At 60.6% G+C, this 11,397-nt stretch carries 10 protein-coding genes and 1 other RNA gene; 9 read left to right on the top strand and 2 right to left on the bottom strand.

Translation table 11 applies throughout. From position 1 onward, the window contains the following. Window positions 1–15: 15 nt before the first annotated feature. Window positions 16–378, bottom strand: coding sequence for a YraN family protein (locus PPUTUW4_RS22890; protein WP_015096775.1), 363 nt, complete (start codon window positions 376–378; stop codon window positions 16–18). Then, the gene (locus tag PPUTUW4_RS22885; protein ID WP_015096774.1) at window positions 378–2,189 is read right to left on the bottom strand and encodes a penicillin-binding protein activator; all 1,812 of its coding nucleotides are present in this window, start codon (window positions 2,187–2,189) and stop codon (window positions 378–380) included. Before PPUTUW4_RS22885 ends, PPUTUW4_RS22890 begins: the two co-directional genes overlap by 1 nt. A 177-nt stretch (window positions 2,190–2,366) precedes the next feature. Here PPUTUW4_RS22885 and rsmI point away from each other — a divergent pair, with 177 nt between their 5' ends. The 9 genes from rsmI (at window position 2,367) to mraY (ending at window position 11,394) form a co-directional block, all read left to right on the top strand. Beyond that, a complete protein-coding gene (rsmI, locus tag PPUTUW4_RS22880) occupies window positions 2,367–3,272 on the top strand; it encodes a 16S rRNA (cytidine(1402)-2'-O)-methyltransferase (protein WP_177325104.1) in 906 nt (301 codons plus the stop codon). A 75-nt stretch (window positions 3,273–3,347) separates the two neighbouring features. Next, window positions 3,348–3,703, top strand: an RNA gene (gene rnpB, locus PPUTUW4_RS27665) — RNase P RNA component class A. A gap of 357 nt (window positions 3,704–4,060) precedes the next feature. Then, entirely contained in the window at window positions 4,061–4,516 is a 456-nt protein-coding gene (mraZ, locus tag PPUTUW4_RS22875; RefSeq protein WP_007917012.1) for a division/cell wall cluster transcriptional repressor MraZ, read from the top strand. 2 nt (window positions 4,517–4,518) lie between these two features. Further along, window positions 4,519–5,460, top strand: coding sequence for a 16S rRNA (cytosine(1402)-N(4))-methyltransferase RsmH (rsmH, locus tag PPUTUW4_RS22870; RefSeq protein WP_086780483.1), 942 nt, complete (start codon window positions 4,519–4,521; stop codon window positions 5,458–5,460). After that, the gene (ftsL, locus tag PPUTUW4_RS22865) at window positions 5,457–5,750 is read left to right on the top strand and encodes a cell division protein FtsL (protein WP_007998257.1); all 294 of its coding nucleotides are present in this window, start codon (window positions 5,457–5,459) and stop codon (window positions 5,748–5,750) included. Before rsmH ends, ftsL begins: the two co-directional genes overlap by 4 nt. Continuing rightward, the gene (locus PPUTUW4_RS22860) at window positions 5,750–7,489 is read left to right on the top strand and encodes a penicillin-binding protein 2 (protein WP_177325125.1); all 1,740 of its coding nucleotides are present in this window, start codon (window positions 5,750–5,752) and stop codon (window positions 7,487–7,489) included. The genes ftsL and PPUTUW4_RS22860 overlap by 1 nt, the downstream gene beginning before the upstream one ends. Continuing rightward, window positions 7,489–8,952, top strand: a complete 1,464-nt coding sequence (locus tag PPUTUW4_RS22855; protein WP_015096768.1) for a UDP-N-acetylmuramoyl-L-alanyl-D-glutamate--2,6-diaminopimelate ligase — start codon at window positions 7,489–7,491, stop codon at window positions 8,950–8,952. Before PPUTUW4_RS22860 ends, PPUTUW4_RS22855 begins: the two co-directional genes overlap by 1 nt. Then, on the top strand, window positions 8,945–10,312 hold the full coding sequence (gene murF, locus PPUTUW4_RS22850) for a UDP-N-acetylmuramoyl-tripeptide--D-alanyl-D-alanine ligase (RefSeq protein ID WP_015096767.1): 1,368 nt from the start codon (window positions 8,945–8,947) through the stop codon (window positions 10,310–10,312). Before PPUTUW4_RS22855 ends, murF begins: the two co-directional genes overlap by 8 nt. Continuing rightward, on the top strand, window positions 10,312–11,394 hold the full coding sequence (mraY, locus tag PPUTUW4_RS22845; protein ID WP_015096766.1) for a phospho-N-acetylmuramoyl-pentapeptide-transferase: 1,083 nt from the start codon (window positions 10,312–10,314) through the stop codon (window positions 11,392–11,394). The genes murF and mraY overlap by 1 nt, the downstream gene beginning before the upstream one ends. The last annotated feature ends 3 nt before the right edge of the window (window positions 11,395–11,397 follow it).

The following is an 11,397-nucleotide window of genomic DNA, read 5'->3' as shown; positions in this document are numbered from 1 at the left end:
TCGTGATGCCGGTGATCAGCAATCGAAGGCATTCTGTAGCCAGTTCAGCTGATCGAGGTGGCTGTCGATGGCAATCACGTCGAAGCGGCAAGGGGAATTGGCCCAGCGCGACTCGCGCTGAAGAAAATATTGCGCGGCGAAAATCAGCTTTTGCCGTTTGCGCTCATCGATGCTATCGAGCGCGCCACCCCATTGAGTGTCTTTTCGGTAGCGGACTTCAACGAATACTACTGTATCGCCATCTAGCATGACCAGATCAAGCTCGCCGCGTTTGCACAACCAGTTCTGCGCCAGCAGGCGCAGACCCTGTTGTTGAAGATGCTCGAGCGCGTGGCGCTCGGCATCCATACCGCTTTGCTGGCGTGACCTGTCAGGCATCAGCGGGCGGTGTCCGGCAGGCGCTGGATCTGGCCATTGGCGAACTGGGCCCATGGCAACTGGCGCACGACCCGCTGGCTCTGAGTCATGCCGAGGCTGCCCGACTCACCGTCGATGCGGCTGTCCGGCAGAGACTTGAGCTGGCCCAGGCGCGGCGCCAGCCGATAGGCGTCCACGCCCATGGCGTACAGACGTCCCAGGCTACCGGCGGCTTGTGGCCACTGGGCGGTGACCTGGCGGCGCAGTGGATCATTGGTGTCCAGCAGCCAGGGTGTTTCGCAGAAGCGAATGCCGTTCATGTCGTTGTACTGGTTGACGTCGCCGCTGGCGCTGAACACGTGAGAGGTGGCGTAGACCGGTACATCGCCCGCGTACTGGAAGTTCAGGGTCGGCTTGATCTGTTGGGCCTGTTGCGGCGTTGCGGCGAGGAAGATGAATTCGATGTCCTGGCGGCGCGATGGCTGGGCTGCCACTTGCGAGCCAACAGTGCTTTGCAGGCTCTTGGCGCGACCTTCGCTCTGGCGCAGCTGGAACATGTCGGCAATCTGCTGGGCCAACTGGACCGGTTGGTCGACGCGTTCGGTGGCAACGATGGTACCGCCATTGGCTTGCCAATCCTGGCTGAACGCCTTGAGTACGCGGTCGCCCCATTCGCCTTTCGGCACCATGATGGCTGCGCGATGCAGGCCGTCGGCGCGAGCGCGGCGCGACACTTCACGGGCTTCGTCTTCAGCGGCAAGACCGAACTGGAACAACTGCGCCGGGCCTTGATCGCCTTCGCTGTAGTTCAGCGCCAAGGTGGTGATCGGGAGTTGCGGGCGAGTGCTCAGCTGTTTGACCAGCGGCTTCTCCAGCGGGCCGACGACCAGTTGCACGCCATCGGCCTGGGCCTTGCGGTAGAACTCGTCCATGGATGTCAGGCGCGAGCTGTCATAAAACTCGATGGCAGGTGGTTTCTGCCCGGCCTGTTGTGCCTGGTAGTGGGCAGCCATGAAGCCGTCGCGCAATGCTTTGCCAACCGAGGCCAGCTGGCCATCCTGAGGCAGCAGCAGGGCAATCTTGCTCAGGGGCTGGCTGGCCAGTTCCTTGAGTTGGGTCAGTGGCTGCGGCAATTGAAGGGCGGCCGGGTGTTTCGGATTCTGTGCGCGCCAGTTGTCGATCGCGGCCTGTTGCTGCTCCAGAGTGCCGGCGGATTTCACGGCCAGGGCCAGGGCCATCCAGCCGCCGAGATCGTCGGTGGAGCTCGGCTGCAACTGCTCGGTCGGCAGCGAAGCGATCAGGGTCCAGATCGCTTCGTGGTTTTTGCTCGCGGCTTCGCCTTTGAGCATCGGGGCAATGAAAATGCGCTCGCGAGCGGCGGCGAGGGTCTGGCCATCGGCCTCCAGGGCGCGGGCGTGAACAGTGCCGGTGCGGACCTGTTGTTCCTCGGGCAGTTCGCTCAAGTATTGCATGCTTGGGTGGCTCAAGGCGGCCAGTGCGGCCTTGGGCTGATTGCGGGTCATGGCCAGTTCAGCCGCCAGGGTATTGGCGAAAATCTGTTGCCCCGGCTTGAGCTGCTCGACCGGGACCTGTTGCAGGATTTGCGCGGACTGGCCGGCATTGCCCTGGCGATAGGCCAGGTCGGCAGCGCTCAAGCGCAGAAGGGCGGCATCTTCCGCAGATTTGCTTTGGGCGGCCTTCTCAAGCAGTTGCTCGATACTGGCGTCCGGTGTCCGTGGTAGTTCGCCAAGGCTGGACGAGGGCGAGCTGGCGCAAGCCGCCAGCAAGGCAGCGAGGCAGAGGGCAGATAACAGCCGCAGGCAAGCGATCATGTAAGCGTTCCTGATACTCGATCAAATTAGCGTGGAATTGTACCCAAGCACTGGCCGGGGCGCGATGTTACTGGCGTGAATCGATCAATTTAGCTGGTGTAAATGTTGCACCGGCGCACAAACGCTCGCCGATGGCGCGATTGCATGCGCGTAGCATGAGCCTCGCTACGCGCTACAATGGCGACTTTTACCGATCATGAGGTGTGCGCTTTGACTGCTCCAGGTGCTTTGAATTCTGCTGCTGGCTCGCTTTATGTGGTGGCGACGCCCATCGGCAACCTGGATGACATCAGTGCGCGGGCGCTGAAGATTCTGCGTGAAGTGGCCTTGATCGCCGCGGAAGACACCCGTCATTCGCAGCGCTTGATGCAACACTTCGGCATTTCGACGCCATTGGCCGCCTGTCATGAACACAACGAGCGGGATGAAGGTAGTCGCTTTATCACGCGTCTGCTTGCCGGTGACAACGTGGCATTGATCTCTGACGCCGGAACGCCGCTGATTTCCGATCCGGGTTATCACCTGGTGCGACAGGCTCGCGCGGCAGGCATCAGCGTGGTGCCGGTTCCGGGTGCCTGCGCCTTGATTGCGGCGTTATCGGCGGCGGGGCTGCCATCCGATCGTTTCATTTTCGAGGGATTTCTGCCGGCCAAGGCTGTGGGGCGGCGAGCGCGCCTCGAACAGGTAAAGGAAGAGCCTCGCACATTGATCTTCTATGAGGCCCCGCATCGCATACTCGAATGCCTGCAAGACATGGAGCTGGTGTTCGGTCCCGAGCGCCCGGCACTGCTTGCCCGTGAGCTGACCAAGACGTTTGAGACCCTCAAGGGGCTGCCTTTGGCCGAGCTGCGCGAGTTTGTCGAGTCGGACAGCAATCAGCAGCGCGGCGAGTGCGTAGTGTTGGTGGCGGGCTGGTCTGCCCCCGAGGAGGAGGGCGCTGTCAGCAGCGAGTCGATGCGCATCCTCAATCTGTTGCTCGAAGAAATGCCGCTCAAGCGTGCGGCGGCTTTGGCGGCGCAAATCACCGGCGAACGAAAGAATGTGCTGTATCAGATCGCACTGGATAGGCAGAAGGGCGAGTAAAACCCGACGCGCAGGCGTGCGAACCGGCGCTTAACGCTTGTTCTTCGGGCGCTCTGCCGGTAACCTTCGCGGCGGAGAGTCGATCGGACAGTCGCTGCCCTCTATGAAAATTAGGGGGGGGAGGAAAGTCCGGGCTCCATAGGGCGAAGTGCCAGGTAATGCCTGGGAGGCGTGAGCCTACGGAAAGTGCCACAGAAAAATAACCGCCTAAGCGCTTCGGCGCCGGTAAGGGTGAAAAGGTGCGGTAAGAGCGCACCGCACGTCTGGCAACAGTTCGTGGCTAGGTAAACCCCCACTTGGAGCAAGACCAAATAGGGTCCCAAGGCGTGGCCCGCGCTGGGACCGGGTAGGTTGCTAAAGATGTCCAGTGATGGCCATCGTAGACGAATGACTGTTCAAGACAGAACCCGGCTTACAGATCGACTCTCCACCTTTTTTCCCCTCTGCTTAAATCAATGGGCAAAGGGAATGGTGATAGCAATTTCCCTCCTTACACATTCATCCGCAGAACCTCTTTTTGTAATACCAAAAAAAATCTTACTCTTAATAAATTACTTTAACTTTCGAACGCAGCCTCCTGCGCTGATTCAAGTTATCGGGCAGTTTCATGTGCCGGATTCTCGTTACCCCTCCGCTAATGATCCTAAATCTCAGTTCTGTAAGGGTTTTCCTTTAATCCGCGCCTTGACGGTGTGGTGGGCGCATTCCTATAGTGTGCGTAAGTGGCGGAAAGTGGCATGAAGTGGGTTTTTTGAACTCAAAACGCTAGAATTTGGAGAAACGCTGACGTGTTTCGCGGAGCCAACGCTATCAGTCTCGATGCAAAGGGCCGTCTCGCAATGCCGAGCCGGTACCGTGACGAGCTCGATTCGCGTAGTTCCGGTCAATTGATCGTGACAATTGATGCCGTTGATCCTTGTTTGTGTGTTTACCCCCTCGATGAGTGGGAAATTATTGAAACCAAACTGCGCGCACTGCCTTCGCTTCGCGAAGAGAACCGCCGCCTGCAACGTTTACTGATTGGTAATGCCGTCGATCTCGAGCTCGATGGCAGTGGTCGTTTTCTGGTTCCGCCGCGTCTTCGTGAATATGCCAAGTTGGATAAGCGCGCGATGTTGGTAGGCCAACTGAACAAGTTCCAATTGTGGGACGAGGATGCCTGGAACGCGGTTTCTGCCGCTGACCTGGCTGCTATTCAACAACCGGGCGCGATGCCTGATGAACTGCGTGATTTGATCCTGTGACTATTGATAGCGGCTTTAACCACATCACCGTACTGCTTGACGAAGCCGTCGAGGCTCTCGCCGTACGTCCTGATGGCTGCTATCTGGACGGTACGTTCGGGCGCGGCGGGCACAGCCGGTTGATCCTCAGCCAGCTCGGTCCCGATGGTCGCTTGCTCGGATTCGACAAAGATCCACAAGCGATTGCCACCGGGCAGACGCTAGCGGCCGAAGACGGCCGCTTTGTCGTTGTGCAGCGCAGCTTTGCCGAGCTCGGTTCGGAAGTCACCGAACGCGGTCTGGCCGGCAGGGTCAGCGGCGTTCTGCTGGATCTGGGCGTGTCTTCGCCACAGCTCGACGACCCTGAGCGCGGTTTCAGCTTCCTCAACGACGGCCCGCTGGACATGCGCATGGATCCGTCCCGTGGCATCAGCGCCGCCGAATTCGTCAACACCGCGCCCGTGGAAGAAATCGCCCGGGTGTTCAAGGAATACGGCGAAGAGCGTTTCTCCGGTCGCATGGCTCGTGCCGTGGTTGAGCGCCGCGACATCAAGCCATTCGAGCGCACCGGTGACCTGGCAGAAGTCCTGAAGGTCGCCAACCCGGCGTGGGAAAAAGGCAAGAACCCCGCAACCCGCGCATTTCAGGGCCTGCGCATTCACGTCAACAACGAACTGGGTGATCTGGAAGCCGGCCTCGAAGCCGCGCTGGAGTGCCTGGAAGTGGGCGGTCGCCTGGTGGTGATCAGCTTCCACTCGCTGGAAGACCGTATCGTCAAACTGTTCATGCGCAAGCTGGTGAAAGGCGAAGCCGATAACCTGCCGCGCAACCTGCCGGTTCGGCATGTCGCCTTCGAACCGAAAATCAAAGTCCATGGCAAAGCGCAGACGGCCTCCGACGCCGAACTCAAAGCCAACCCACGTTCGCGAAGCGCTGTCATGCGTGTGGCGGAGAAGCTGCGGTGAGCAAGCTTTTCGCCAAGCCATTGCCCGGCGGAAGCTTCTTCATGCTGCTGCTGTTTGTCGGCGTGCTCGTTTCGGCCATCGGCGTGTCCTACAGCGCGCACTGGAACCGTCAGCTATTGAATTCGCTGTACAACGAATTGAGCGTGCGCGACAAGGCGCAGGCGGAGTGGGGGCGGCTGATTCTGGAGCAAAGCACCTGGACCGCCCACAGCCGTATCGAAGTGCTGGCCACCGAACAATTGAAAATGCACATCCCCGGTGCCGCTGACGTGAAGATGGTGGCGCCATGATGAAACTCGAAGGTGCACTCTTTCCTTGGCGGTTCCGCGTGGTGCTGGGTTTGCTCGGCATCATGGTGGCTGCGATTGCCTGGCGCATCATCGATTTGCAAGTGGTCGACCGTGCCTTCCTTAAGGGGCAGGGCGATGCGCGCAGTGTTCGTCATATTCCGATTCCGGCTCACCGTGGCCTGATCACCGACCGTAACGGCGAGCCTTTGGCCGTGAGTACTCCGGTCACCACCCTTTGGGCCAATGCCAAGGAAATGCAAACGGCCAAAGAGAAGTGGCCGGCACTGGCGGCTGCCCTGGGGCAGGACCCGAAAGCCCTGGCCGAGCGACTCGAAGCCCAGGCCAACAAAGAATTCATTTATCTGGTGCGCGGGTTGACCCCGGAGCAGGGCCAGGCTGTGCTCGATCTGAAAGTGCCGGGTGTTTATGGCATCGAAGAGTTCCGGCGCTTTTATCCTGCCGGCGAAGTCACCGCCCATATGGTCGGGTTTACCGACATCGACGATCACGGTCGTGAAGGCGTCGAACTGGCCTACGACGAATGGCTGGCTGGGGTCCCCGGCAAGCGTCAGGTGATCAAGGACCGGCGCGGCCGGCTGATCAAGGATGTCCAGGTCACCAAAAACGCCAAGGCCGGCAAGCCCTTGGCGTTGTCCATTGACCTGCGCCTGCAATACCTGGCCAACCGCGAGTTGCGTAACGCGATCATCGAGAACGGCGCCAAGGCCGGCAGCCTGGTGATCATGGACGTGAAGACCGGTGAGATTCTCGCGATGGTCAACCAGCCGACCTACAACCCGAACAACCGTCGCAACCTGCAACCGGCGATGATGCGTAACCGCGCGATGATCGACGTGTTCGAGCCGGGTTCGACCATGAAAGCGATCTCGATGAGCGCCGCCATCGAAACCGGTCGCTGGAAACCGAGCGACACCGTCGAGGTGTATCCGGGCTCCTTGCAGATTGGCAAGTACACCATCAAGGACGTTTCCAAGACCGAAGGCCCGGTGCTCGACCTGACCGGCATCCTGATCAACTCCAGTAACGTCGGGATGAGCAAGGTCGCGTTCGATATCGGCGGCGAAACCATTTTCCGTCTGGCGCAGAAACTCGGCCTCGGCCAGGACACCGGCCTGGGCTTCCCGGGCGAGCGCGTTGGCAACCTGCCGAATTATCGCGAATGGCGTAAGGCGGAAACCGCCACGCTGTCCTATGGCTACGGTATTTCCGTGACCGCGATCCAGTTGGTCCACGCCTTCTCGGCCCTGGCGAACAACGGCCGCCTCGCGCCGCTGACCCTGATCAAGACCGACAAGGCACCGCAAACCACAGAGGTATTGCCAGAAGCTGTCGCGAAAACCATGCAAACCATGCTGCAACAAGTGATCGAAGCCCCGCGCGGTGTGTTCCGTGCGCAGGTGCCGGCGTATCACGTGGGTGGCAAGTCGGGTACTGCGCGTAAAACCTCGGTTGGCACCAAGGGTTACGCCGAGAACTCCTACCGTTCGCTGTTCGCCGGTTTCGGCCCGATGAGCGATCCACGCTACGCCATCGTGGTCGTAATCGATGAACCGACCAAAGCCGGCTACTTCGGTGGCCTGGTCTCCGCGCCGGTGTTCAGCCGCGTGATGTCGGGCACCCTGCGCCTGATGAACATCACCCCGGACAACCTGCCACCTACTCAACAAGCGAACGCAACACCGGTCGTTCCGCTGAAAGCCAATGGAGGGCGTGGCTGATGTCTCTGAGCCTGAACAAGATTTTCCCTCACGCCGGCCACGATCTACTGATTCGCGAGCTCGCCCTGGACAGCCGCAACGTGCGAGCGGGCGATCTGTTCCTCGCCGTGCCGGGCGGGAAATTCGATGGGCGTGCGCACATTGCCGACGCCTTGCAACGCGGCGCGGCTGCGGTGGCCTATGAGGTGGAGGGTGCCACTGTGCTGCCAATCACCGAGGTTCCCTTGATTCCGGTCAAAGGGCTGGCTGCTCAGTTGTCGGACATCGCCGGACGTTTTTATGGCGAGCCAAGCCATCATCTGAACCTGATCGGCGTGACCGGCACCAACGGCAAAACCAGTGTCACTCAACTGGTTGCCCAGGCGCTGGATCTGCTTGGTCAGCATTGCGGCATCGTCGGCACCCTCGGTTGCGGTTTCTACGGTGCATTGGAAAGCGGCCTGCACACCACGCCGAACCCGATTGCCATGCAGGCGACGCTGGGCGACCTGAAAAAAGCCGGTGCCAAAGCCGTGGCGATGGAAGTTTCTTCCCATGGTCTGGACCAGGGCCGCGTGACGGCACTGGCCTTCGACGTGGCGGTGATGACCAACCTGTCTCGCGATCATCTGGATTACCACGGCACCATGCAGGCCTACGGTGAAGCCAAGGCCATGCTGTTCGCCTGGGACGATCTGAAATGCCGGGTGGTTAACCTCGACGACGACTTCGGGCGGCAACTTGCTGCTGAAAAACGTGAATCGCGGTTGATCACCTACAGCCTGCTCGACAGCAGTGCCTACCTCTATTGCCGTGAAGCGCAGTTCGACGACGAAGGCGTGCGCGCCACGCTGGTCACGCCGCAGGGTGAACACCATCTACGCAGTACCTTGCTCGGCCGTTTCAACCTGAGCAACGTGCTTGCAGCGGTTGGCGCCTTGCTTGGCCTGGATTACGCACTGGACGAAATTCTCAAGGTGCTGCCGAAGCTCGAAGGCCCGGCCGGTCGCATGCAGCGCCTCGGCGGCGGCACTCAACCACTGGTGGTAGTCGATTACGCCCACACCCCGGATGCCCTGGAAAAAGTCCTGACGGCCCTGCGTCCACACGCCAAGGGCCGATTGCTCTGCCTGTTCGGCTGTGGCGGTGACCGCGATCGCGGCAAGCGTCCGTTGATGGCCGAAGTTGTCGAGCGCCTGGCCGATGGCGTGCTGGTGACCGATGACAACCCGCGCACTGAAGATCCATCGGTGATTTTCGATGACATCCGCGCCGGTTTCACGGCTGTGGATAAAGTGGAGTTCGTTGCCGGTCGTGGTCAGGCGATTGCCCGGCTGATCGCCAGTGCCTCGGTGGACGACGTGATTGTCCTGGCCGGCAAAGGTCACGAGGACTATCAGGAAATCAACGGCGAGCGTCATGCCTTTTCCGATCTGGTCGAGGCCGATCATGCCTTGACCGCATGGGAGGTGGCCCATGCTTAAGGCCTTGCAACTGAGCGAGCTGACCGGCGCGCTGAATGCTCGCCTGGTGTCGACCGATGCCAGTTTCGACGGTGTCAGCATCGATAGCCGTGCGATCAAGCCGGGTCAGCTGTTTATTGCCCTGAGCGGTCCGCGCTTCGATGGTCATGATTATCTGAATGAAGTCGCTGCCAAGGGCGCCGTGGCCGCGCTGGTCGAGCGCGAAGTCGCCGACAGCACACTGCCGCAGTTACTGGTCAGCGATACTCGTCAGGCCCTCGGGCAGCTGGGTGCGCTCAATCGCGCCGCCTACACCCATCCGGTCGCGGCTGTCACCGGCTCGAGCGGCAAGACCACGGTCAAGGAAATGCTGGCGAGCATCCTGCGCACCCGTGGCCCGGTACTGGCGACCCGTGGCAACCTGAACAACGATCTCGGTGTGCCGCTGACCCTGCTCGAGCTGGCACCGGAGCATGCAGCGGCAGTGATCGAACTCGGTGCTTCGCGCCTCGGCGAAATTGCCTACACCGTTGGCCTGACCAAACCGCACGTGGCCATTCTCAACAATGCCGGGACCGCCCACGTCGGCGAGTTTGGTGGCCCGGAAAAAATCGTTGAAGCCAAGGGCGAGATCATCGAAGGGCTGGAGGCCGATGGCGTCGCAGTGCTCAATCTCGACGACAAGGCATTCGGTATCTGGAAGACGCGTGCCGGTGATCGCAAGGTGCTGACGTTTGCATTGAGCAACACCAGTGCCGATTTCTACGCCAGTGACCTGGCCACCGATGCCCGTGGCTGCCCGGCATTCAATCTGCACAGCCCTGAAGGTGTAGAGCGCGTTCAACTGAACCTGCTCGGCACCCATAACGTCGCCAATGCCATGGCCGCCGCCGCTGCCGCCCATGCCCTGGGTGTGTCGCTGTTCGGTATCGCCACCGGTCTTGGTGCGGTGCAACCGGTCAAGGGCCGCACCGTCGCGCAATTGGCCAGCAATGGCATGCGCGTGATCGATGACACTTACAACGCCAACCCCACCTCCATGTGCGCTGCCGTTGATATACTGGCCGGCTTTTCCGGTCGCACCGTCCTGGTGCTCGGGGATATCGGCGAGTTGGGCGAATGGGCGGAGCAGGGGCACCGCGACGTGGGCGAGTACGCCCGTGGCAAGGTTTGCGCGCTGTACGCCGTCGGGCCAATGATGGCCCACGCCGTGAAGGCATTCGGTCCAGAGGCTTTTCACTTCAGCACGCAGGCTGAACTGATCAATGCCCTGGGCGCCGAGCAAGACACAAACACCACCATTTTGATCAAGGGGTCGCGCAGCGCTGCGATGGAAAACGTCGTCGCCGCCTTGTGCGGGTCCAGCCTGGAGAAACATTAATGCTGCTGCTGCTAGCGGAGTATCTGCAACAGTTCTACAAAGGCTTCGCGGTCTTCCAGTACCTGACCCTGCGCGGGATTCTCGGTGTACTGACCGCGCTGGTCTTGTCGCTGTGCTACGGCCCGTGGATGATCCGCACCTTGCAGAACCGTCAGATCGGCCAGTCCGTTCGCAATGACGGCCCGCAGTCGCACCTGTCCAAGTCGGGCACACCGACCATGGGCGGTGCGCTGATCCTGTCGTCCATCGGCGTCAGTACCCTGCTTTGGGCTGACCTTAGCAACCGTTACGTCTGGGTCGTACTGCTGGTGACCTTGCTGTTCGGCGCCATCGGCTGGGTCGACGACTACCGCAAGGTGATCGAGAAAAACTCCCGTGGCTTGCCAAGCCGCTGGAAGTATTTCTGGCAATCGGTGTTCGGCCTGGGTGCGGCGATCTTCCTTTACATGACTGCCGCCACGCCGGTGGAAACCACGCTGATCCTGCCGATGCTCAAGGACTACAGCATTCCACTGGGCGCAGGCTTCATCGTCCTCACCTATTTCGTGATTGTCGGTTCGAGCAACGCGGTCAACCTGACTGACGGCCTCGACGGCCTGGCGATCATGCCGACGGTGATGGTGGGCGGCGGCCTGGGCATTTTCTGCTACCTGTCGGGTAACGTGAAGTTCGCCGAATACCTGCTGATTCCCTATGTACCGGGCGCGGGCGAACTGATCGTGTTCTGCGGCGCACTGATTGGCGCCGGTCTGGGCTTCCTGTGGTTCAACACCTATCCGGCACAAGTCTTCATGGGCGACGTCGGCGCACTGGCGCTGGGCGCGGCTCTGGGCACCATCGCGGTGATCGTCCGTCAGGAAATCGTCCTGTTCATCATGGGCGGCGTGTTCGTAATGGAAACCCTGTCAGTCGTCATTCAGGTCGCCTCTTTTAAACTGACCGGTCGCCGCGTATTCCGCATGGCGCCCATTCACCACCACTTTGAACTCAAGGGTTGGCCCGAGCCACGAGTGATCGTCCGTTTCTGGATCATCACCGTGATTCTCGTGCTGATTGGCCTTGCCACCCTGAAGCTGAGGTAGAAA

Source organism: Pseudomonas sp. UW4 (assembly GCF_000316175.1).
In the GTDB taxonomy this organism is placed as follows: Bacteria; Pseudomonadota; Gammaproteobacteria; order Pseudomonadales; family Pseudomonadaceae; genus Aquipseudomonas; species Aquipseudomonas laurylsulfatiphila.
The sequence above is the reverse complement of the archived record's forward strand: the minus strand, read 5'-3'. Positions and strand labels throughout refer to the sequence as shown.

What these genes read in the sequence shown, in the direction of transcription:
- PPUTUW4_RS22890 (WP_015096775.1), bottom strand. Translation starts at nt 378, where the DNA reads ATGCCTGACAGGTCACGCCAGCAAAGCGGTATGGATGCCGAGCGCCAC.
- PPUTUW4_RS22860 (WP_177325125.1), top strand. Translation starts at nt 5,750, where the DNA reads ATGAAACTCGAAGGTGCACTCTTTCCTTGGCGGTTCCGCGTGGTGCTG.
- PPUTUW4_RS22855 (WP_015096768.1), top strand. Translation starts at nt 7,489, where the DNA reads ATGTCTCTGAGCCTGAACAAGATTTTCCCTCACGCCGGCCACGATCTA.
- mraY (WP_015096766.1), top strand. Translation starts at nt 10,312, where the DNA reads ATGCTGCTGCTGCTAGCGGAGTATCTGCAACAGTTCTACAAAGGCTTC.
- PPUTUW4_RS22885 (WP_015096774.1), bottom strand. Translation starts at nt 2,189, where the DNA reads ATGATCGCTTGCCTGCGGCTGTTATCTGCCCTCTGCCTCGCTGCCTTG.
- rsmI (WP_177325104.1), top strand. Translation starts at nt 2,367, where the DNA reads ATGGCGACTTTTACCGATCATGAGGTGTGCGCTTTGACTGCTCCAGGT.
- murF (WP_015096767.1), top strand. Translation starts at nt 8,945, where the DNA reads ATGCTTAAGGCCTTGCAACTGAGCGAGCTGACCGGCGCGCTGAATGCT.